Annotated in this window: 15 protein-coding genes; 8 read left to right on the top strand and 7 right to left on the bottom strand. The window is 68.7% G+C overall.

The features are described 5' to 3' along the window. The first annotated feature begins 79 nt into the window (after positions 1 to 79). Positions 80 to 1,567: a sugar transferase gene (locus ABMQ42_RS04945; protein WP_349721743.1), complete on the top strand. Its 1,488-nt coding sequence runs from the start codon at positions 80 to 82 to the stop codon at positions 1,565 to 1,567. 47 nt (positions 1,568 to 1,614) lie between these two features. Here the strand turns inward: ABMQ42_RS04945 and ABMQ42_RS04940 are convergent, their stop codons facing one another. Further along, a complete protein-coding gene (locus tag ABMQ42_RS04940) occupies positions 1,615 to 3,987 on the bottom strand; it encodes a CDP-glycerol glycerophosphotransferase family protein (RefSeq protein WP_349722081.1) in 2,373 nt (790 codons plus the stop codon). A 160-nt stretch (positions 3,988 to 4,147) separates the two neighbouring features. On the opposite strand from ABMQ42_RS04940, the gene ABMQ42_RS04935 reads away from it, so the two are divergent. Next, entirely contained in the window at positions 4,148 to 5,980 is a 1,833-nt protein-coding gene (locus tag ABMQ42_RS04935; protein WP_349721742.1) for a DUF4012 domain-containing protein, read from the top strand. Positions 5,981 to 5,994: 14 nt separating this feature from the next. Here the strand turns inward: ABMQ42_RS04935 and ABMQ42_RS04930 are convergent, their stop codons facing one another. Next, positions 5,995 to 7,290, bottom strand: a complete 1,296-nt coding sequence (locus ABMQ42_RS04930; protein WP_349721741.1) for an O-antigen ligase family protein — start codon at positions 7,288 to 7,290, stop codon at positions 5,995 to 5,997. Next, positions 7,287 to 8,720: an O-antigen ligase family protein gene (locus ABMQ42_RS04925; RefSeq protein WP_349721740.1), complete on the bottom strand. Its 1,434-nt coding sequence runs from the start codon at positions 8,718 to 8,720 to the stop codon at positions 7,287 to 7,289. Before ABMQ42_RS04925 ends, ABMQ42_RS04930 begins: the two co-directional genes overlap by 4 nt. A gap of 226 nt (positions 8,721 to 8,946) precedes the next feature. Here ABMQ42_RS04925 and ABMQ42_RS04920 point away from each other — a divergent pair, with 226 nt between their 5' ends. From ABMQ42_RS04920 to ABMQ42_RS04910, 3 genes are all read left to right on the top strand, one after another. After that, positions 8,947 to 9,267: a WhiB family transcriptional regulator gene (locus ABMQ42_RS04920; RefSeq protein ID WP_275277224.1), complete on the top strand. Its 321-nt coding sequence runs from the start codon at positions 8,947 to 8,949 to the stop codon at positions 9,265 to 9,267. A 102-nt stretch (positions 9,268 to 9,369) separates the two neighbouring features. Further along, positions 9,370 to 12,309, top strand: a complete 2,940-nt coding sequence (locus ABMQ42_RS04915) for a glycosyltransferase (protein ID WP_349721739.1) — start codon at positions 9,370 to 9,372, stop codon at positions 12,307 to 12,309. Further along, entirely contained in the window at positions 12,306 to 13,679 is a 1,374-nt protein-coding gene (locus ABMQ42_RS04910; protein WP_349721738.1) for a DUF5719 family protein, read from the top strand. Before ABMQ42_RS04915 ends, ABMQ42_RS04910 begins: the two co-directional genes overlap by 4 nt. Positions 13,680 to 13,686: 7 nt before the next feature. On the opposite strand, the gene ABMQ42_RS04905 is transcribed toward ABMQ42_RS04910, so the two are convergent. Further along, a complete protein-coding gene (locus ABMQ42_RS04905; RefSeq protein WP_349722080.1) occupies positions 13,687 to 14,109 on the bottom strand; it encodes a metallopeptidase family protein in 423 nt (140 codons plus the stop codon). 69 nt (positions 14,110 to 14,178) lie between these two features. On the opposite strand from ABMQ42_RS04905, the gene ABMQ42_RS04900 reads away from it, so the two are divergent. Beyond that, complete coding sequence (locus ABMQ42_RS04900) at positions 14,179 to 14,385, top strand: DUF3499 family protein (RefSeq protein ID WP_349721737.1); 207 nt, start codon at positions 14,179 to 14,181, stop codon at positions 14,383 to 14,385. A gap of 87 nt (positions 14,386 to 14,472) precedes the next feature. After that, positions 14,473 to 15,945 carry an adenosylhomocysteinase gene (ahcY, locus tag ABMQ42_RS04895; RefSeq protein WP_349721736.1) on the top strand — a complete coding sequence of 491 codons (1,473 nt, stop codon included), beginning with the start codon at positions 14,473 to 14,475 and terminating at the stop codon, positions 15,943 to 15,945. Between the two features lie 172 nt (positions 15,946 to 16,117). Here the strand turns inward: ahcY and ABMQ42_RS04890 are convergent, their stop codons facing one another. From ABMQ42_RS04890 to ABMQ42_RS04880, 3 genes are all read right to left on the bottom strand, one after another. After that, positions 16,118 to 18,388 carry a phosphatidylglycerol lysyltransferase domain-containing protein gene (locus ABMQ42_RS04890; RefSeq protein ID WP_349721735.1) on the bottom strand — a complete coding sequence of 757 codons (2,271 nt, stop codon included), beginning with the start codon at positions 18,386 to 18,388 and terminating at the stop codon, positions 16,118 to 16,120. Further along, positions 18,385 to 19,767, bottom strand: coding sequence for an alpha/beta hydrolase (locus ABMQ42_RS04885; protein ID WP_349721734.1), 1,383 nt, complete (start codon positions 19,765 to 19,767; stop codon positions 18,385 to 18,387). Before ABMQ42_RS04885 ends, ABMQ42_RS04890 begins: the two co-directional genes overlap by 4 nt. 158 nt (positions 19,768 to 19,925) lie before the next feature. Then, a complete protein-coding gene (locus ABMQ42_RS04880; protein ID WP_349721733.1) occupies positions 19,926 to 20,759 on the bottom strand; it encodes an RDD family protein in 834 nt (277 codons plus the stop codon). A gap of 16 nt (positions 20,760 to 20,775) precedes the next feature. Between ABMQ42_RS04880 and ABMQ42_RS04875 the strand changes: the two genes are divergently transcribed. Beyond that, positions 20,776 to 21,771, top strand: a complete 996-nt coding sequence (locus ABMQ42_RS04875) for a stage II sporulation protein M (protein WP_349721732.1) — start codon at positions 20,776 to 20,778, stop codon at positions 21,769 to 21,771. Positions 21,772 to 21,800: the final 29 nt, after the last annotated feature.

Below are 21,800 nucleotides of genomic sequence, written 5' to 3'. Positions count from 1 at the left end.
ATAGTCGTAGAATACCGCGGGGTGCATTCACAGGCGGCGTGACTTTTGTCCGGGGGGAGCGATATTGGTAGCGCAGGGGATGAGCACGGTCGCGGAACAGCGCGCATCGGTGGTCAATCGTGTTCCCGTCACACGGACACGCGATGTGGTGCCCTGGCCTCGCCGCTATGCAAACCGCCTGTTCTTCAGTGACGCCATCGTGGTGGGCGCCACCTTGGCGGCTTTCGCGCTGATCTTCTTGACAGACCCCGCGGACGGTCTCGCCTGGCGAGGCGGGCTCGAGGTGCCTTACTGGGTTGCGCTGATCGTCGTGTGGCTGCTGTGGCTCGTGATGCTGGACGTCGTCGACAGCCGGGATGAGCACCATGTCAGCCAGGGCGTCATGGAATACCAGCGTATTGTCCGTGCCTCACTCGGCATGTTCGCTGGAATCATCGTGGTCTGCTTCTTCCTTCGCATCGACTTTTCGCGGGCCCTTCTGCTGATCGCGATGCCGACCGCAACCGTCCTCCTCGTCTTCTCCCGTTGGCTATGGCGCCAGTGGTTGCGCGCACGTCAGCGTGAGGGCAGTTATGTGCACCACGTCGTGGTTCTGGGCGACGCCGCCAAGGTTGCTCACATCGTGCGAACGATCCGGTCGACCTCGGGCACCGGATACGCGATCGTCGGCGCGGTCACGAAGACCGGTTCTCCGCGCAAGGGCGAGAGCGACATCCCGATCAAAGGACGCTACGAAGACACTGAACGGGTCATCGATGAGCTCGGCGCGGACACACTGATCTTCGCAGGGTCAGATGACTTCGAACCCAAGGCGCTGCAGCGACTGGGACGGTCGATGGCCGACAACGACATCAACTGGATCGTGGCACCGGCGTTGACGGACGTCGCCGGCCCGCGGATTCACGCACAGCCGGTCGCGGGTCTGCCGCTCATCCACGTCTCGTTCCCCGAGCTCGAGGGCGCCCGCGGCGTGCTCAAACGCATATTCGACATCGTCACCTCCATGGCGCTGATCATCGTGTTCCTGCCGGTCATGGTCGGCGTTGCGGTGGCTGTGCGGACCGACTCGAAGGGACCGATCCTGTACCGGCAGGAGCGTGTCGGCCGACGCGGCGAGACCTTCGGCATGATCAAATTCCGGTCGATGGTCGCGGGTGCCGACGACCAGCTGTCCTCGCTGCTTGATCTGCAGGGCAAATCCGCGCGACCGCTGTTCAAAGTGACCAACGACCCACGCATCACGAAAGTCGGACGGGTCATCCGCCGCCACTCGCTCGACGAGCTGCCGCAGCTGTTCAATGTGCTGTGGGGTCAGATGAGCCTGGTGGGCCCTCGCCCGCAGCGCGAGGGCGAGGTGGCGCTCTACGACGATGTGGCCCAGCGACGTCTGTTCGTCAAACCGGGCATGAGCGGCCTGTGGCAGGTCAGCGGAAGGTCATCGCTGGAGTGGGATGACGCACTGCGGTTGGACCTGTACTACATCGAGAACTGGTCGTTCACGCAAGACATCCTGATTCTCTTCCGTACGGTGAAAGCCGTGCTGAAGCCCGGCGCCGCGGCGCACTGATTCAGAAGCGTCGAGAAGGTTTTGACCGGCGTCACTCCGACGGGTGGTCAGTTCCGCATCGCATTCAGCACAATCCCCGCGATGGCGTCTGCACAGGGCGCCGTCGTAGAATCAGCCGGCGGCGCCTGGATCCAGCGATCGGCGAAGGCTGCCACGATCGCAGGTGTACTCTGCGACGCGCTGATCGCCGATGCGAGTGCCGGCAGATCGCGAACGATCGGCCCTGGAAGCTCGGATCGATAGTCGAGATAGAAGTCTCGCGACGCTATGTACTCGTCGAGGTCAGGCGCCAGGAAATAGCTGGGTACTCCGAGGACGGCTGCTTCGTACAGTGCCGACGAGTAGTCGGTGATGAACAGATCCGCGATCTGCAGAAGCTGTTGGGTCGTGAATCCCGGTGCGGTATCGATATCAGGTCCGAACGGCACCGTCATGAGCGGGTGGACCTTCACCACCAGATGGATCCCCAGTCCCTCGAGCGTCTCAGCAAGGGCATTGACATCCACAGCGATGGTGCCATCAAGGCGGAAGGTCGGGGCGAACAAGGCCACGCGGCTCTCACGGAGATGGGGGTGCACCCCGAAGATGCGATCCCGGGCCTGCGCCCTCCGCGCGGGATCACGCAGCCTGTCGACGCGGGGAAGCGGCGCAACGCGGGTCTTAGCGATGTCTGTGCCGAAGGCCTCCGCGAACGGGCGTCGGCACTCCTCCGCGCTGGTGAGCACCATATCGTAGCCCTCGTGCATGCGCATGGCGCGGGCAAGGCGCGCGTCACGTCCTTCCTCGCGCCCGAGGATGCTCAAGCCAAACTTCTTGAATGCGCCCAGTGCGTGCCAGATCTGCACCACCGTGAGTCCACCTCCGTGAGGGAGCAGGCTCGCAACCATCGCATAGGTGTCGACGACGAGAACGCGCGCCGTGGCGACATGGTAAAGCTGAGTCAGCATATGGAATGCATACCCGATCTTGCCGACGAGACCGGGTGGCACCATCCGCACCAGATGCACGATCTGAACGGCCGGGTCGGCGCGATGGATGGCAGCGCTGAGGTCCGCGAAGTCGTCGGGGACCGCCGTGTGCTCGCGGCTGATCATCACGACTTTACGACGCCGTCGCAGGAGAAGGCGCATCGGTGCGTATGCGATCCGGAGAGTGATCCGGGCGGCGTGGGCGACCAGCAGTCGCAGAGCCATCGCGCTGCTCGCCCGAGTCGGGCCAAGTGTCGAATCACCGGGAGCTATCTGCTCGGCGCGACCTGGTGATCGAGGAGTCAGGATCAGCTCGCTTGTGATCCTCTCGGACGAATGCCCGTCGCAGGCGCCCATGAAGCGCTGCAAGAAGGTGTCGTAGTCGTCGCCGATGCGGGCACCGAGAATCGCCGTTGCGAGAGCGGCTGTATCGTCGATCACCGGTCCCGTGATGTAGTCACGGAAAGGGTAGTAGAAGTCACGATCTGATGTGTACTGTTCGAGATCCGGGCAGAAGAAGACGATCGGGCGCCGGAGCAGCGCGTACTCGAAGACCGTCGAGGAATAGTCCGTGATCAAGACATCTGCAGCCATCAGCAGCTGTGTGATCTCGCGGTCGGTCGTGACATCGATGACATCTTCGACATCCGGCCGCGCGGCCGATAGAGGCCGCACAAACGGGTGCATCTTCACCAAGACGACCCAGTCGTCGCCGAGTTCGCGGACGAGCGTGCACCAGTCGACGCTCTCGTAGTCGAACGTGGCAGTGAGCTGGCCATTGCCTCGGAACGTCGGCGCGTACAGCGCGATTCTCTTCTCAGGGGGGATGCCGTAGCGCGCTCGCACGTCTTGGTATGCGGCATTCACGAATTCATGGTCGAAGAAGATGTCGGTGCGCGGCACGCCCAACGATTGGACTCTGGCGATGTCGATTCCGAACGCTTCGGCGTAGTCGTGCCGAACTTTCTCGCTGCTGACCGTGGCATCAGTGTAATTGCGGTGACTGATCGATCCAGGAGTGGGACCTCCCGGGAGGCCGGTCCGACTGTAGCCGACCCTCTTGAAGGCCCCGGCCGCGTGCCACACCTGAAGAAGACGTGACTCGTCCCTTATCCGGAACGAGTAGATGACCGGGTAGTAGTCGTCGAGCACAATGGTCTGGGCGGTGGCTGCGAGCCAGGGCAGGCGAAACACGTCACGCCACGGTCGGATGGCTTTGAGGCTCGGTTTGAACACGCCGAGGATCTCGGCATCGGGTGCCTGGCGGATGATTTCGTCGCGCAGGAAGCGGAAGTTCCCCGTGAACCCCGTCCGCGAGTCGGATAGGAACACCGTGCGGTGGGGCCGCACACGCGTGAGACGCGCGAAGACCGCATAAGCCATCGCATAGGGCCCGAACCGCCACCGCTGGAGAAACCCAATTCTTCGCAATACGCGGCGCAGGGTGATCATGCGCACGTGGCCTTCTTTCGGAGTCGGGGGCGAAGAACGAGTCTAGAGGAGAACACTCAGCACTCGATGAGAACGCCGACGTGCCCGCGTCCGCGATGACGATGCGAACTGATAGCACCCGTTCGGCTCTGTCACAGAGTGGCCCCGGTATCCTCGGGTGGTGCCCAAGACCATCCCCTCCGGACGCCATCGCGTCGGCCGCACCGGCCATCACGCGACCCCGGCGCTTCGTCGCCGCTGGCCGTGGATCACCGCATCTGTCGTCGTCGGCGTCTTCGGCGTGTTCGCCGTGGTCGTCGGTGTCTTCGCGATCCAGGCGATCACCGTGAAGAACGATCTGCTCGGCGCGAAGTCGCAGATCTCGTCGATCATGACCTACGTGAAGAATGGGCAGTCGGCCAAGATCACTGCGGCCGGCGACAAGATCACAGCCCTCACCCGTGACGCGAGGGACACTGTCCAGGGGCCGCTGTGGGAGATCGCCGCCGGCATCCCGTTGGTGGGGCAGAACGTCGATGCGGTGCGCAAGGCGACGGAGGCGACGAGCATCGTGGTCGAGGGCGCACTCCCCGCGGGCGTCAAGATGCTCAGCGCCCTGGAGATCGATGACATGTCGGTGTCGGGCGGCGGCGTCGATCTCGCTCCGATCGAAGAGGCCGCGAAGTCCCTGCCCGAGATCAAGAAGACCTTCGCCGAGGCGAAAGCGAAGCTCGATGGTGTGGATCGCGCCAATATCCTCCCGGTCGTAGACAACGCGATCGGCTCTCTTTTCGACATCATGGATGAGGCGGGCCCCGCGCTCGAGCAGGTGGAGCATTACCTCCCTACCTTCCTCTCTGTCGCGGGGGCCGACGAGAAGCGCACCTACATGCTTGTCTTCCAGAACAACGCCGAGATCCGTGCCGCCGGTGGCCTTCCCGCGGCGACGGCGATCGTCAGCGTTGACGACGGCCACATCAAGTTGCAGGAGCAGACGAGCACCTGGACGTTCCGCCGCGACCTCCAGGTCATCTTCCCGCCGGAGGAGACCCAGGCGCTGTATGAAGCCGATACGTTCAAAGGATTCGGCAACTTCACACGCACTCCGAACTTTCCGACGACGGCAGCTGCCTTCGACTCGCTGTGGAACATGACCACCGGGGGGCACCTCGATGGCGTCATCATGCTCGATCCCGTCGTGCTTTCGCACATGCTCAAGGTCACCGGCCCGATCAAGACGGCGGACAACCGAACGCTCACTTCAGACAACGTCGTCGAGGCGCTCCTGTACGACGCATACACCCGATACAAGGGCAACGCCGCGCAGGATGCCTTCTTCTCCAGCGTGGCCGCACGCGTCTTCGAGAAGCTCTCGTCGGGTGACTGGGACGTCATGGATATGCTCGATCAGTTGCAGCTCTCCATCAAGGAAGACCGGCTCAAGGCATGGTTCGCCGACAAGTCTGAAGAAGCGATGTCGACCGAGCTCGGTATGGACGGCAAGATCACCGCCGACAACAAGACCACCACGCAGGTGGGCATCTACCTGAACGACTCGGCGTACAGCAAGCTCGAGTACTTCTTGAAGACGCGGGTCAACGTGACATGTGACGTCGATGCCGGAACCATCACGACCTCGATCACCCTCGCCAACAGCGTCCCGAGCGAGGGGCTGGTCAACTATCAGCTCGGCATCCGCAACAAGCGGTACGAGATTCCGCGGCAGGACTTCGTGCTCGACGTGATGTACTTCGCGCCGCCGGGATCGAAGATCACCGGTTCGGACCCCGCGTACGGCGATGCTTGGGACGGTGCCCGCAGCGGCAGCGAAGACGGTCATGAGGGTAAGGTCATGCGCATCTTCGTCGGTCAGAACGAGACGCGCACAGTGTCGTACACGAGCACGATCCCCACGGGGGAGCGCGGCCCGGTTTCGGTCGACACCTCGCCGACGGTCACCACCACCCCGATCACGATCTCGAAGACGTGCAACGGAGTCGTCAACACGAAGTGAGAGGGCGTAGCTCGTCACTCCACGGGCAACCCCGGATCGTCGCGCGCTACGGACTCCATGCGCTCGCGCCACGAGCGTGACTGGCCGGCGCGCACGAGACAGACGACCAGCAGCAGGAGCCCGGCCCCGAACAGCGTGAAGCTCTCGAACAGCGAGTTGATCACGAGCGTGACCAGGATCAGCGGCGTCCACGCGTAGACGATCGACCGGCGCTCGCCGGCGACCAACCATGAGCGGATGAGTGCGATCCCGACCATCGCGACGAACAGGAACGCGCCGACCCAGCCCACCTGCAGCACGAGGTCGGCGTAGGCGTTGAGGCCGGTCGAGTAGCTCTTGTCGAGCGCGTAGTTGATCGTGATGAACGGATACTGCTCGTAGGGCCACGGCCCGAACCAGCCGAAGCCCTGAATCGGGTAGAACCGCACGAAGATCGACATCATGCGCCAGAGGTTCGCGCGGATCGAGAAGTCTTCGCCGGCCGCGGCGATGATCTGATGGCGGAACAGATAGGCAACGGCGAGCCCGACGACGACGGCCGCTCCCAGGCTCCACTGGAACGTGTTGCGGTTGTGTGGCTGCATGCGGCGCACGATCGCCAGAATGGCCGTGGCGATGCCCACGCACGCCGCCAGCACCAGAACGGTGGGGGAGCGCGACAGCGCGGCCAGCAGGCCGCCCACAGCCACGGAGTAGACCGCCACGCCCGGACGCACCGACGCCGTGCGCCACTCCACCACGAACGTGATGAGCGCCAGCACGGCGACGAAGCCGAGCATGTTGCGTGAGCCGAAGATGCCCTCGATCGGCCCGAGGTCGATGATGTTGCCGTCGATGCCGAGCAGGTGCAGGGGCTCAGGGAGAAGGATGCCGATGATGACCTCGAGCGCGAGCGAGATCGACAGCAGCCAGCGCATGACATCGCCCAGCGCCCGCGCCGTCTGCAGGGTGTCGCGCACGTGCCCGACCACGAGGGCGAGGAACGCGATGCCGACGAAGGAGACCCAGCCGTAGACGGTGTCGGAGGGGGAGTAGCTCCAGAACACGCTGATGCCCAGCCAGATCACGAACACGATCAGGGTGATCGGCACCAGACGCAGGAACGAGAGCTCTCGGCGCCGGGCCACCAGCATCCCGAGCCCGATCACGCACAGACCCGCGATCATGGCGACATACGTGACCTGCCCGGCCATCCACTGCACGGCGTGCGACGAGAAGACCGCGCCGAACGTGACGAGCGTGAATGCCCGTGCCATGCCGGCCGAGCGCAGCAGCTCGGGCAGCCAGCGCAGCTGTGGAGGAACCCTCACCAGTGCGACCTGTTGTCGAGGTGGGGGTCGTCGGCATCGGGGACGAGCTCGCCGCGCTCGATGGCCACGCGCTGCTCGATGCGGCCCATGCCGACGTGCGGCGACTGCTTGATCTTGAACGCGAGCATGACCACGAACATCCAGCCCCACAGCAGCAGCGGCTCGGATTCGGCCAGGCCCTGCACGAGCAGCAGCGCACCGACCAGGGTCGGCAGCAGCGTGATCGCGGAGTACGGGCGGTCGCCGCGCAGATCCCACCGCGGACGGTCGACGGCGAAGAACCACGCCCGCCAGATATATGCCAGATACAACAAGCCGAACAGAATCACTCCGACGATGCCCAGCTGCATGGAGACGTCGATCCACATGTTGTGCGCCTGCATGACGGTCTGGCCGTGGTCGATGATCCAGCCGTCGAAGTGCGGGTCGGTGGGGATCCACGGGGTCGCGAAGCCGTTGCCGATGACGGGATGCTGCGCGGTGCGTGCGAGCACGGACTGCCAGATCCTCTCGCGACCGGTGAGGTCGGACGAGCGGCCGAGCGCGCTGAAGATGCGTTCGCGCAGCAGCCAGATCGACAGGGCGCCGCCGAGGCCCACCACGGCGAAGATGACGTACCACTTGGTGCGGGCACCTGGCCGCTGAGCGGTGCGCATGAGCAGGACGGTGGCCAGCACGACGGCGACGCCGACCGTGGCGAGGTAGATCGTGGCCGACGAGGCGCGATACATGAGGAAGCCGGCGACGACGATCCAGATGATGAGGAACGTGCGTCGCGGGGCGCGCGAAGCGATCCGGATCGCGAAGACGATGATCGCCAGGAGGCACACGGCCGCGAGTGGATTCGCGCTGCCGTAGATGCCCTGGATGCGCCCGTCGTTGAAGAGATTGCCGCGGCACCAGTAGACGATCGGATCGGCGGCGGGGGAGTCGGGGATGACGAAGCCCGGCAGCACCGGTCGGCGGATGAAGGCGGCCACGATGAACTCGAAGAGCAGCGAGAGCCCGAGGCACCATTTGAGCGCAGACGCGATGGCCCGCACCAACTCACGCCAGGTGAGGACGGCGGCCACGAACAGCCCCTGCAGGGCCGTGATGAGCATCAGCACCCAGGTGAGGGCCGACGTGCCCGGCCACTGCGACCATGCGATCGACAGCCCCGCCCAGACCGCGTAGGCGACGGGGAACCAGGGCAGGCGGCGCCACTGCACGGGCGGGCGCACGACGAACCACAGGATCACCGAGACGACGCCGGTGGCGACGGTGAGCACGCCGGTGGCGACCGAGCCGATGGCGTTGATCCAGGCGACGCCCGACAGGGCGAGGAACAGGATGAAGATGCACCACGCGCGCAGCAGCAGGTGCTTCGTCTTCTCGCGGACGGGCGCCGTCGGGGCGGCGGCGACAGGATGCTTCGAGCGGACGGCCATGGTGGGATTCAGGGTACCGTGCCGACCTCTGTGTGACCGGGCGCGAGAGCCGCCCGATATTCCGTCGGGGCGATTCGTTATCGGACGGCGACACGCCGACGGCGCGTCGTGAAGGTTCAACCCGAAGATGAGCCTTTAGTATCTGCGACTTGACCATCTCGAATCACACAGGTGTAATTATCTGCAAGCGCGTTTCGCGTGGGGGGAAAGCAGGTAGGAGAACGAGATGACGGGCGCACAGTACCGCTCAGGCGTTCCCGCAGATTGGTTCGTCGACCCGGTAGACCTCGGTGTGCCGGGTGTTCGGCAACCGGTCGAAGAGGACAATCCGCTCGCATGGCAGGCTGACGCCCTGTGCGCGCAGACCGATCCGGAGGCGTTTTTTCCGGAGAAGGGCGGCTCGACCCGCGATGCCAAGCGCATCTGCACGTCGTGCGAAGTCCGGGCCCAGTGCCTGGAGTACGCGCTGCAGAACGATGAGCGCTTCGGCATCTGGGGCGGCCTCAGCGAGCGCGAGCGCCGCCGCCTCAAGCGGCAGGCGAGCTGAGTCGGCTTCCGGCCCTTCGTCTCGTTTCGCTCGCTCAGGGACCTGAGTCAGCGGCGAGTCGGGGCCGGAATCCGAAGGCGCTCGGCCTAGGCTTGCCAGGTCATGCCCGCCCGAGTCCACGCCCTTCTCGTCGTGCGCCCCGACGCGCACGTGCCCGCCGCACACCGGCTGGAGCGGACGCTGGCCGCGCTCGCCGCGCAGACGCAGCCGATCTCGGCGTTGACCATCGTGCTGTGCGGCGACGATCCCGATGCGGCCGCGTTCGCCGCGGCATCCCACGCCCACGCGGTCATCGACGCGCCGCACGCGACGAGCTTCGCCGAGGCGCTCGGGCTGGCCGCACGCGACCTGCAGGGCGATGCGGTCTGGCTGCTCGCGCAAGACACCGTGCCCGAACCCGATGCGCTCGCGCAGCTGAGCGATGCGCTCGAGATCGCGCCCTCGGTCGGTCTGGTCGCGCCCAAGCTGGTGCGCTGGGACGAGCGCGAGCGCATCGTCTCGCTCGGCGTGACGATGACGCGGCTCGGTCGCACCATCGGCCTGGCCGACGACGAATTCGACCAGGGGCAGCACGACGCGACCGAAGACGTGCTCGGCGTCGACGTGCGGGCCGCGCTCGTGCGCACCGAGGCCTGGAACACCGTGCAGGGCGTCGACCCGGCGCTGGCCGGCGCCGATGAGGGCCTCGACCTCGGCGTGCGCATCCGCCTAGCCGGCGGCCGCGCGATCGTCGTGCCGTCGGCGCGGGTCGCAGTGTACGGCGACGGCGTCGCAGGGCTCGCGGGACTTCCGCCTGAGCGCAGCATCCACCGCACCTACGCGACCCGCCGTGCGCAGCTGCACCGCCGTCTCGCCTACGCGAAGGCGTGGGCGGCGCCGTTGCTCTGGCTGTCGCTCATCCCCGTGGCGCTGTGGCGCGCGGCCTTGCAACTGGTCGCCAAGACGCCCGGACGCATCCTGCCCGAGTGGGGCGCCACCGGCGTGAGCATCGTGCGGCTCGGTGCCCTCATACGGGCGCGCGGGCGGATCCGTCGCGCGCACACCGTGCCCTGGAGCCAGCTGGCGCCGCTGCGCATGACCCGCCACAAGCTGCGGCACTCGCTGCACCCCGATCAAGACGTGCGCGAGGCCCTGTCGCAGCGCGGCGAGCTGCGCTTCTTCACCGGTGGCGGCGCGTGGGCGGTGCTCGGCGCGATCGTGGTCTCGATCGTCATGTTCCCGTCGCTGCTGGTCTGGCCCGCGCTCGGCGGCGGCGCGCTCGCCCCGCTGCGCTCGACCGTGGCGCGTCTCTGGTCGGACGCCGCGTTCGGCCGGTGGCCCACCGGGCTCGGGGAGGTGGGCCCGGCCGACCCGTTCTCGGCCGTGATCGCGGTGCTCGGCAGCCTGTGGCCCGGCGACCCGTCGCGCGCCCTCGTGCTGCTCTGGGTCTTCGCCCTGCCGCTCGCGGTGCTGGGCGGCTGGTTCGCCGCCACCCGCGTCACCGACCGCCCCGTGCTGCGCATCACGGGAGCCGTCGCGTGGGCGCTCGCCCCCACATTCCTCATCGCGCTCGTGCAGGGACGCCCGGCGGCGGTGCTCGTGCACCTGCTGCTGCCCTGGCTGTTCTACGCCGGTGCGGTCGCGCATCGCTCGTGGGGGGCCGCGGGCGCAGCATCCCTCCTCTTCGCCGCCGTCGTCGCGTGCGCGCCCTCGCTCGCTCCGGCGCTCGTGGTGATCTGGCTCATTCTGCTGATCATGCTCTCGACCGTGCATCGCGGTCGCGGCGCTGCACGAGTCGCATGGACCATCGTGCCGGCGCTCGTGATGGCCGCGCCGGTCGTCTTCCGTCAGCTGGCCGAGGGCAACCTGTGGGCACTGCTGGCAGACCCGGGCATCGTGTGGGCGGGGCCTCAGGTGGGGGCGGATGCCGCGGGTCGCGCCCTGCTCGCGGCGGGCTCGCCGACGACCGACCCCGGCGGCTGGGCCGCGCTGCTGCAGTCCGGCGCCTTCGGGCCGTGGGCGGCGACGGTGCCGGCCGTCTGGCTGCTCGTGCTGCTCGCTCCGCTCGGCGTGGTCGCCGTGCTGGCATTGTTCACCCGGCGATGGGTCGCCGGCACCACACTCGTGCTCATCGCACTCGCCGGTCTGTGCACCGCGTTCGCGGCAGTGGGCATCGCGGTCTCGGTCACGGATGCCGACGCCGTCGCGATCTGGCCGGGCAGCGCGCTGAGCCTCGTCTGGGTGGGCGTCGTCGGCGCCGCGCTCGTGACGCTCGACACCGGCTTCGCTCCGCAGGCCTCGCCCGATGCCGATCGCGCACTGACGGCCGGGCGCACGCGCGCCCTCGGCGCCACCGTCGTCATGCTCGCCCTCGTGGTGTTCGCGCTGCCGTCGCTGTCGGCGCAGCTGCGCGGCACGACGACGATCGCGGAGGGGCCGACCTCGACCCTGCCCGCCTACGTCGCGGCCGTCGGCCGGGGCGACGCGAACACGGGCACCGTCGTGCTGCAGCCGCTCGCCGACGGCGCCGTCTCGGCGACGGTCGTGTGGGGTGAGAGCGAGACGATCGGCGGTGCGTCGACGGTGCTCGCGACTCGTACCGCCGCCACACCCGCCGACACGAAGATCGCCGAGCTGGCGGCCGACCTCGTCACCCCGACCTCGACCGATGTCGTCGACCGGCTGCGGGCGGACGGCATCCGCTTCGTGCTGCTGCGGACCGCCACCGATGAGACCGCGCGCGAGCTCGTGCTGACCGCCGGAACCGCGCTCGACCAGCGCGACGGACTCGATGCCGTCGGCACGACCTCGAAAGGGTCGCTGTGGCGGGTGACGGGGGATGTCGCGCCGCGCGCCGCCGCGCCCGCGTCGGTCGCTCCGCTGCGCGGCGGTATCGCACTGGCGCAGCTGGTCGCCGTCGCCGTGGCGCTGCTGCTGGCGGTGCCGACGGCGGCGTCACGTCGGCGTGCACGGTCGACGCCGCGTGTCGTCGGGCGCCGCGCGCCCCGGCGCGTGACGCGGGTCGTCGTCGGCGACGAAGCGGCGGAAGGAGAGCTGCCATGACGCGCGTCGGAGTGACCGCCCGCCTCATCGCGGGCGCCGTGATCGCCGCGGGCGCCGGCGTCGTCGTGGCAGGGGGCATCGCCTTCGACGGGATGCCGCAGAACGTCGTTCCCGTCTCGCAGAAGGTCGCGCCGGTCGCCGCCGACTCCGTGCTCACGTGCGCCGGGCCCCTGCTCGCGATCGGGCGCAACGCCACCGACGCCTCGTCGATCACCGTCGCGGCGACCCAATCGCAGGTGTCGACGGGCGACGGCACGAAGAAGAGCACGCTGAAGGCGCCCGACGTCGACGGCGACGGCGGCCCGCTGCGCCTGATCACCTCGGCGAGCGGCCGGAACACGCCGCAGGCGGCGGCCGCGGCATCCACCACCGTCAAGGCCGACGACCTCGGCGGCTTCGTCGCCAGCCCGTGCGGCCCCGCTCTGATGGACTCGTGGCTGGTCGCCGGCTGGACGACCACGGGCGCCGCCGATCTCATCACGATCGCCAACCCCGGCGAGGTGCCGGCCACCGTCGACCTGACGCTCTACGGCAAAGGCGGGGAGACGCAGCCGGCCGGCGGCAACGACGTCGTCGTGGCGGCCGGAACCGAGCGGGTCATCCCGCTGGCCGGGCTCGGCGTGGGGGAGAACGCCCCCGTGGTCCGCGTGACCGCCACCGGCGCGCCGGTGCGGGCAATGCTGCAGTCGAGCAACAGCGTCGCGCTCGACGTGACGGGCGTCGACCAGACGACCGCGCTGCCGTCGGCCGCGAAACGCCAGGTGATCACCGGCGTGCACGTCACCACCGAGCAGCAGGACAACCCGCTGACCGTCGTGCGCCTGCTCTCTCCCGAAGACGACACCACGGCGCAGGTCACCGTCATCGGCGAGCACGGCAGCACCGGCCCGGGGCAGGAGGTCGACCTCACCGGCGGCACGCCCGCAGAGCTGCAGCTGCCGCTCGCCGTCGGGTCATACGCCGTGGTCGTGTCGGCCGACACGCCGGTGGTCGCCGCCGTCTGGCAGGCCACCGGCATCAGCGGGGGAGACGACTTCACCTGGGCGGAACCGGCCGAGACGCTCGAGGCGGGCGGCGACGGCGCGCTGGTCAGCGTGCCGAAGGGCCCCTCGCCGCGACTCGACCTGCTCGTCGACGGAGACAAGGCCGCCAAGGTCACCGCTACCCCGGTGGGCGGCGGCGACGCGCTGTCGGCGACGGCGACGCCCGGACAGGTCGCGTCCCTGACGCTCGCCGAGGGAACGTCGTACCGCATCGTCACCGATCGCGCCGTGCACGCGTCGGTTGCATTCGTGGGCGACAAGCAGCTGGCCACCTACCCGGTGTCGCCGCCGGCTGCGGCATCCGCCCCCGTCACCGTTTACCGGTGACGGGCGGTCAGAACCGGAAACGTTCTGGCCCGAGATCCCACGGGTCGCGGTTGAGGTACTCGGCGGCGGCGCGGAACACGCACGCTTCGACCTCCATGCGCCGATGCAGATCGTCGACCGCCGGCACGTGGGTGAGCCGCTCGATCGGGATGCGGAACATCACGATGCGATGTCCCTCGCGGTCGGCGAGCCAACGCGGGATCCCTTCGGGGTCGGATGCCGCGGGCATATCGGCGATCTCGAACCGCACGTCGCGCAGCTCTTCCCACGCGTCGCGCAGGAACTCGGCCGCGGTGCCGACGGTGAGATCGAACTTCTCATAGCGGTTCTCGAGCGGCGGCAGCGGCGGGCGGACCACCGGACTGCGCCCCATTCGACCGTGACGGCCGTGGCGGGTCGGGCGTACGACCTGGGGAGGACGGCGCCGCATCATGCGTCCATCCTATGCGGCGCGCCGGTGGCGCAGCGGGCGCAGTGTCGGCGCTACCGTGGAGAGGACATGCGCCAGAGACTGTGTTCAAAGGTGGGCTGCTCGCGTGAAGCGGTCTCGACCTTGACGTACGACTACACCGACCAGATGGCCGCGATCGGCCCGCTCGGGCGCGAGGGCGACCCGCACGCGCACGATCTGTGCGCGATCCACACCGAGCGGCTGTCGGTGCCCCGCGGGTGGATGGTCGTGCGGCACGAGACGCTGCAGGCGTAGCCGCGGCATCCTTCCCACCTTCGTCTTACTGCGCTCGCTCACGGCCCTGACACAGGGGGCACATACGTGGCGTGGGAGAATGGCTGGATGCCAGCATCCACCACCTCCGCACCCGCGCGCGCCCTCGACTACAAGGTCGCCGATCTCTCCCTCGCCGAGGCGGGACGTCACCAGCTGCGGCTCGCCGAGAACGAGATGCCGGGCCTGATGGCGCTGCGCGAGGAGTTCGGACCCTCACAGCCCCTCGCGGGCGCCCGCATCGCCGGCTCGCTGCACATGACCGTGCAGACCGCGGTGCTGATCGAGACGCTCGTGGCCCTCGGCGCGCAGGTGCGCTGGGCCAGCTGCAACATCTTCTCCACGCAGGACGAGGCGGCCGCCGCGGTCGTCGTAGGCCCCGACGGCACGGTCAGTGAGCCGCGCGGTGTGCCGGTGTTCGCGTGGAAGGGCGAGACGATCCCCGAGTACTGGGCCGCCGCCGAGCGCATCTTCGACTGGTCGGCCGAGGGCTTCGACGGCCCGAACCTCATCCTCGACGACGGGGGCGATGCGACCCTGCTCGTGCACAAGGGCGTCGAATTCGAGAAGGCGGGGGCGGTGCCGGATGCCGCGGAGACCGACTCGGCCGAGTACCGGGTGATCCTCGACCTGCTGCGTCGCAGCCTGGCGCGCGACCCGCAGCGGTTCACGCGCATCGCCGACGGCCTGCTCGGAACCACCGAAGAGACCACCACCGGGGTGCACCGGCTGTACGAGCTCGCGGCATCCGGAACCCTGCTGTTCCCCGCGATCAACGTCAACGACTCGGTCACGAAGTCGAAGTTCGACAACACTTACGGCATCCGCCACTCGCTGCCCGACGGCATCAACCGCGCGACCGACGTGCTCATCGGCGGCAAGGTCGCTTTCGTCGTCGGCTACGGCGACGTGGGCAAGGGCGCAGCCGAGGCGCTGCGCGGTCAGGGCGCCCGTGTGATCGTCAGCGAGGTCGACCCCATCTGCGCGCTGCAGGCGGCGATGGACGGCTTCCAGGTCGCACGACTCGAAGACGTCGCCGACCAGATCGACATCCTCATCACGTGCACGGGAGACACCCGCGTGGTCACCGTCGACCACCTGCTGGCGCTCAAGCACCTCGCCATCGTCGGCAACGTCGGCCACTTCGACGACGAGATCGACATGGCGGCCCTCGAGGCGCTGCCGGGAGCCGTCAAGGTCGAGATCAAGCCGCAGGTGCACGAGTGGCGCCTGCCGACCGGGCGCAGCATCCTGGTCCTCTCCGAAGGCCGGCTGCTGAACCTCGGCAACGCCACCGGACACCCCTCGTTCGTGATGAGCGCCTCCTTCACCAACCAGGTGCTCGGCCAGATCGAGCTGTACACGCGGCACGACCAGTACCCGACCGGCGTGTACACGCTGCCGAAGATCCTCGACGAGAAGGTCGCGCGGCTGCACCTCGACGCGCTCGGCGTGAAGCTGACCACGCTCACCGACGAGCAGGCGGCGTACCTGGGCGTGCCGGTCGAGGGGCCGTACAAGCTCGACCACTACCGGTACTGAGGCGGGGCCGGGGCGTTCAGAACTCCGCAAGTTCCCGTCGTGGGGGAGCGAATCGGCGCCGCGCGGCACCCGAATCGCGCAGATGTGCTGAGTTCTGAACCGTGAGGCCCTGGCCCAGAACTCGGCTGAACCGTCCAGCAGTGGCAAAGCAGCTGAGGGGGCGCTGTGTTACTCAGCGGGCTACGGCGGATGCCGGTGCCCGCAGCAGCTGCATGATCTGACGGGCCGACAGCGTGGGCAGATATGCGCGCGTGAGGGCTACGCCGACCGCGCCCAGCACGGCCGGATCGGGGTAGGCCATCACCAGCCGCCGCAGGTGCGGGTGGAACTTGCCCTTGAAGCGCATGAGCGAGGCGAACCCGTAGTGAGGTTCGAGCATGCGGCCGATGGCATCCAGCGCCGACTGCAGTGCCGACGGCACCGGCGTCTGCTGCGAATGCGCCAGCGGCAGCCCCGACAGACTGAGCTCGCGCGCGCCGTCGGCGCGCGCCTGCGCCGCGGCCGATGCAATGAGGAATTCCATCACCCCGGGGGTTGCATCGGGGCGTCGACGCATGAAGTCGAGTGTCCAGCCGATCAGGTGCCCGTCGTGGCGATGCGGCATCCAACTCGTGGCCGCCTCGATGCGCTCGTCTTCGGCGACGGCGAGCATGAGCTTCACGTCGGGGTCGTCGAGCTCGTCGAGGCCGCCGAGGGTGAACGACATCTCGGGCAGGTTCTTGCCCGCGACCCACGACTCGGAGATCTCTGCGAGCTGCGAGCGTTCCTTCAGGCCGAGCGAGCGGTAGTCTGTCCACACGGCACGGAGTCCGGCGCGACGAGCGCGATTGACGGCCGTGCGCACGTCCTTGTTGCGATTGCCGGCCAGCGACCAGTCGGCGAGGTCGATCACGGCCTCTTCTGCAACCGTGATCGTGCGCCATCCGATCGCCGCGAACGCCGGCTCGAGCCGGGCCTCGGCGCTGTAGAACACGGGCGTCCAGCCGTTGTCGTCGCAGAAGCGCGCGAAGCGGGGGAGCGTGCCCGGGTCGTCTACGCCGAACGGGCCGCCTGCGGTCAGGGCGATCTGCGCGATCACGCGGTACGCGATCCCCGTGCGCCCACCCTCGTCGAACCAGTACCGGTTGCCGGGCCACGTCGCTATGTGGGCGAGCGGACCGCCGCCGAGCGTCGTCAGCTCACGCGCACGCACCTCCGGGAGAGCGCGGGCCTCCGGCAGGGAGGCCAGATCGGGCAGCGCACGGGCACGGCGCGCACCGACGGCGAAATGGCGGCGCAGAGCGATCAGCACCAGTGCGAGCAGCAGGGGCACGGCGATCGAGGCGATGAGCGAGGTCGTCGTACGCCAGTAATGCAGGCTCAGACGCGGCGAGGTCGCCGGGAATGCCGGCGAGGGGAGCAGGCCATAGAACACGGCGGCCCAGGCCGCCAACGCCACATTGGCCACGACGGCGGCCCAGAGTGCCGCGCGGCGCCCGCGCAGCATCTGCCAGGCGATCAGCAGCAGCACGATGATCGGGAGCACGAGCGTCAACAGGTGCGCCCCGGTCGCTGAGTGCACGGCGAGGGCGCGGGTGCAGCCTGCGCCCGAGATCCATACGTCGCAGCGTGCGCCGCGCACGGATGGCACGAACTCGCCGTCGCCGAGTGCGGCCATCGGGGAGAGCAGCCCGTAGCGGCCGGGAGCGAACGTCGCTGCCCACGGGCCGAGGGCGCTGATGGCCACCGCCGAGGCGGCCAGCACCCGGATCTCATGATGCGAGCTGCGCACCCAGCTCAGCGCCGGTGTGTGCGGGCGCAGCATCCGTCCCAGCGCGAACCCGGTGGCCACTGTCATCAGCCGATACAGCCCGGAGGGATCACCCGCATACAGGATGAACATCGCCGTCACCAACAGCACGATCACCCGCACACGTCGACGCCAGAGCACTCCCATGAATGCGCTCGCCGCTACCGCCACACCCAACGCCGGGCGGGTGGGGTCGAGCGAGCCGAGCCGGGCGACCCGCAGCATCCACTCTCCGTCGCCCCACCCCGCGAGCATCTGCAGGCCGGCCCCGGCGGCAGCCCCGACGAACGCGGTGACGAGGTAAGCGAGCACTGTGCGGGCGGTGCCCATGGCGTGTTCGGCTGCTCCGACGAGGATTCCGGTGAGCACGAGAGACACGATCAGGTCCGCGCCGTCACGGGTGAACAGCGCCGAGGTCACGGGAGTCCACCACAGGCCGTGCGCGAGCGCGGATGGCCCCAGCGCGATGTGCGCGAGCAGGGTCGAGTGGTGCCCGCCGGCGACGGCGGTGACGACACCGCCGGCGATCACCACCGCCAGCAGTGCGAGCGTGAACGGCATCCGTGCCGCTCCGCGCAGAAGGGGAGCGGTGGCGCGGATGCTGGTGTCCGGGCGCGTCGCTCTGGTCTCGGTGGAGGCGACCGGGGTGCTCATACGTCCCCCAGGAGCCGTGCCGAGACACGGGGGAGCTCGTGCGACATCACGTAGCGGACGGTGTTCCAGTCATGTGCGCTGCCCGGTGAGACGATGCTCGACGTGTGCATGCCGGCGCGGGCCGCGGCCTGCTCGATGATGCGCATGCGTGCGGCGTAGACGTGGTCGTTCTGCCCGACGCCGAAGTACGCGGTGGTGTCGGCGTAGGGCGCGTGTGCGGCCAGGATGTTCACCGGCCATGCCGCCCGGTAGGCGGCCTCCGATCCGCCGAAGGCCACCTGGACCGTATCGGCGCCGATCGTGGGAATCGTCTCGCCGGAGATGTCGAGGATCGTGCCGAACAAGGAGGGGTCGGCTGCGCCGAGCTGGATCGAGCAGGTGCCGCCCTGCGAGAAGCCCGCGATCGCCCAGTCGCGCCCCGGCTGCTCGACGTGCAGATGGGTCGTGATCCACTGCGGCACGTCGACGCTCAGATACGTCGCCGAGTCGCCCAGCGGTGAGTCCACGCACATCGGATTGTGCGCGGCGGCCCCGAGCTGGTCGGGAATCACCACGATGGGGGCGAGCCCGTGGTGCGCCGCAGCGTACGCGTCGAGCACTTGGGGCATGCGCGCCGATTGCACCATGTTTGCCGGCATCCCGGGCTGCCCCGACAGGGCGATGATCACCGGCAGCGCGGGCGCGTTGCGCACGAGAGCCGCCGGCGGCAGGTAGAGCAGCGCGCTGCGTGCGGCGAAGTGCGAGGTCGTCGCCGGGATCGTCACCTCGGCCACACGACCGTGCAGTGGCAGGGTGCCGTCGGCGCGCCACGTCGCCAGGTCGGTGGGGGTGTCAGGGGATGCCGCGGATGCGCTTGGCACGAAGACGGGATACTCGGTCAGCCCGAGCGCTTCAGCCGGCGTTGCGAAGGCACCGAAGTCGATGTTGACACCCAGGGCCGCCATCAGCACGAACACGGGCATGGAGGCCGCGGCGATCACGGTGCGCCACCAGCGCGTTCCCCACAGATTCACCACCGCCAGGGTGATGCCCGCAAAGCCGAGGGCCACCCACATCCGTGTGATCGGCGTCAGTTCGATGCCCAGCAGGTTCCAGACATCATCGACGAGCCAGCAGGCGAGAAGACCGAGTGCGGCGCCGAGGATGACGGCGCCGAGCGTATACATCAGCGGCCGACCTGCGCGGTGCGGGGCCTGTGCGCGCGTGGCGCGCCGGTCACCCGCGGAGGGCACGGCCGCGTTGTCGTGACGCCGGGCGCGAGGTGTGCGCCACAGGAGGTAGACCCCGGTCAGGGCGGCGAGCACGTAGACGGGAACGAAGACCCCCGGCGTCTCTACCGGCACATGCAACAACCACGACCCCATCGGACGCCCCTTCATCGGGCCCTCGGCCGACACCGGCGTGTCCCGGGTATCGTCCGGGGGCGTCGTCGTGCCTCGGTCTGGCGGGATTCATCCTCCTCCCACGCGAGCCCCGTCGGATGTGACACACCTATGTTGTTGCTTGGAGTCCGATCCGAGGGGTGAACGGAGAGGAGTCACCGCTCCGGAAAGCCGCGCGGCACCGTCGACGTGCGCTTCAGCAGAGTGCCCACGCGCTCGTCTTCGAGCAGGATCGCCCGGTACTCGCGATCGCGCCGCACCGCGACCACGGCCCGCACGAGCGTCTCGGCGTCGACCTGCGGCAGCGGTGAGACGTACGCGCGCACCTCGGCGCCCAGCAGCGCGGCCTGGCGCACGCGTGAGCCCGGCTCCATGCGGTCGGCCTGACGCACGAACTGCGCGCAGCGGCGCGCGAGCCGGTCGGGCAGGCGCGTGACGTCGGCGACCTGCGACCACTCGCCGAGCACCGGCGGCAGCAGCGGAGCGTTCGGCGGCAGCGCCGGCGTGCGCGTGCGCTGGCTGTAGGTTCCGGCCAGCAGATCGCCGAGCCGCTGCGACCGGGGCGTGAACGCGCCGACCAGCAGCGCGATGGCGCCGAGCGTGAACCACACCTCGAGCACCCCGACGAGCGCCCGGATCAACGCGTGGCGAAAGCCGGCGGCCCCGCCGTCGAATCGCACGATGCGCCCGCCGACGGCCAGCTTGCCGAGGCTGCGCCCGTGCGTCAGCGTCTCGACGGTCGTGGGCAGCACGACGGTGACGAGCACGATCATGACGATGGACAGGATGCCGGAGGCCGAGGTGTCCACGACGTTCTGGCCCAGCATCCACCCCAGTGCCCACGCCAGCAGCAGGGTGAACACGATCGCGACGAGCACATCGATGATCGCGCCCAGCGCGCGCAGGAAGAAGCCGAGCGGCTGCACATCGAGCGCGACCGCCTCGCCGGTGAGGACCTCATCGGGCACGATCGTGATCTGCTCGGCCATGACTACAGTGAAACACATGGACCTCGACGCGCTCGCCGCCGCCCGAAGCCCGGAATGGGAGCGCCTGGACGCGCTCAGCCGCGCTCGGCGCCTCGACGGCGCCGAGGTCGACGAGCTCGTCACCCGCTACCGGTCGGCGTCGGCCGATCTCGCCGACATCAAGACCTCGTCGGGCCGCACCGCGCTGGGCGACCACGTCTCGACGATCCTCGCGCGGGCGCGGCTGCGGCTGACCGGCAGCGGAACGGACGCCCGCAGTGCCCTACCCCGTTTCTTCGGGTCGCACCTGCCGGCGGCCCTCTACCGCCTGCGGTGGACGACCCTCGCCGTTGCCGGGGCGTTCTTCGTGATCGGCTCGCTGGTCGCGCTGTGGCTGATCGGCGACCCGCAGGCACTCGCAGCCCTCGGCAGCAAGGCCGACCTCGACTACTACGCCGAGCACTCGTTCGTCGACTACTACCGGGAGAACCCCGCCGCCGTGTTCGCCGGCACCGTCTGGACGAACAACGCCTGGATCGCCCTGCAATGCGTCATGTTCGGCATCACCGGCATCTGGCCGCTGTACGCGATCATGCAGAACGCGATCGGCGTGGGCTCGTCGGGTGCGGTGATGATCGCGACGGGCCACGGCGACATCCTCTGGCAGTTCATCGTTCCGCACGGGATGCTGGAGCTCACCAGCGTCTTCGTCGCCGCGGCCGCGGGGCTGCAGGTGTTCTGGGCGTGGGTCGCGCCCGGACGCCGCTCGCGCGGCGAGTCGCTGGCCGCGGCCGGCCGGTCCCTGGTCACCGTCGCAGTCGGGCTCGTGTTCAGCCTCGCTCTCTCGGGCGCGGTCGAGGGATTCGTCACCCCGCAGCACTGGCACTGGTCGATCAAGATCGCGATCGGGGCGCTCGCGCTCGCCGTCTTCCTCTTCTACATGCTCGTCATCGGGCGACGCGCGGCGCGGGCGGGCGAGACCGGCGACCTCGCCGAGTCGGAGGCGGGGACCCCGCGGCTCGTCGCCGGGTAGGGGTCGACGGCTCGGGTCGACGGCTTGGG

This window comes from Microbacterium sp. KR10-403, assembly GCF_040196215.1.
GTDB lineage: Bacteria > Actinomycetota > Actinomycetes > Actinomycetales > Microbacteriaceae > Microbacterium.
This window is presented reverse-complemented; position numbering and strand designations above follow the sequence as displayed.

Excerpts from the sequence above, each read along its gene's own strand:
- ABMQ42_RS04875 (WP_349721732.1), top strand. The coding sequence starts at position 20,776 with ATGGACCTCGACGCGCTCGCCGCCGCCCGAAGCCCGGAATGGGAGCGC.
- ABMQ42_RS04920 (WP_275277224.1), top strand. The coding sequence starts at position 8,947 with ATGACGGGCGCACAGTACCGCTCAGGCGTTCCCGCAGATTGGTTCGTC.
- ABMQ42_RS04905 (WP_349722080.1), bottom strand. The coding sequence starts at position 14,109 with ATGCGGCGCCGTCCTCCCCAGGTCGTACGCCCGACCCGCCACGGCCGT.
- ABMQ42_RS04880 (WP_349721733.1), bottom strand. The coding sequence starts at position 20,759 with ATGGCCGAGCAGATCACGATCGTGCCCGATGAGGTCCTCACCGGCGAG.
- ABMQ42_RS04945 (WP_349721743.1), top strand. The coding sequence starts at position 80 with ATGAGCACGGTCGCGGAACAGCGCGCATCGGTGGTCAATCGTGTTCCC.
- ABMQ42_RS04940 (WP_349722081.1), bottom strand. The coding sequence starts at position 3,987 with ATGATCACCCTGCGCCGCGTATTGCGAAGAATTGGGTTTCTCCAGCGG.
- ABMQ42_RS04900 (WP_349721737.1), top strand. The coding sequence starts at position 14,179 with ATGCGCCAGAGACTGTGTTCAAAGGTGGGCTGCTCGCGTGAAGCGGTC.
- ABMQ42_RS04915 (WP_349721739.1), top strand. The coding sequence starts at position 9,370 with ATGCCCGCCCGAGTCCACGCCCTTCTCGTCGTGCGCCCCGACGCGCAC.
- ABMQ42_RS04925 (WP_349721740.1), bottom strand. The coding sequence starts at position 8,720 with ATGGCCGTCCGCTCGAAGCATCCTGTCGCCGCCGCCCCGACGGCGCCC.
- ABMQ42_RS04885 (WP_349721734.1), bottom strand. The coding sequence starts at position 19,767 with ATGAAGGGGCGTCCGATGGGGTCGTGGTTGTTGCATGTGCCGGTAGAG.
- ahcY (WP_349721736.1), top strand. The coding sequence starts at position 14,473 with ATGCCAGCATCCACCACCTCCGCACCCGCGCGCGCCCTCGACTACAAG.
- ABMQ42_RS04910 (WP_349721738.1), top strand. The coding sequence starts at position 12,306 with ATGACGCGCGTCGGAGTGACCGCCCGCCTCATCGCGGGCGCCGTGATC.
- ABMQ42_RS04890 (WP_349721735.1), bottom strand. The coding sequence starts at position 18,388 with ATGAGCACCCCGGTCGCCTCCACCGAGACCAGAGCGACGCGCCCGGAC.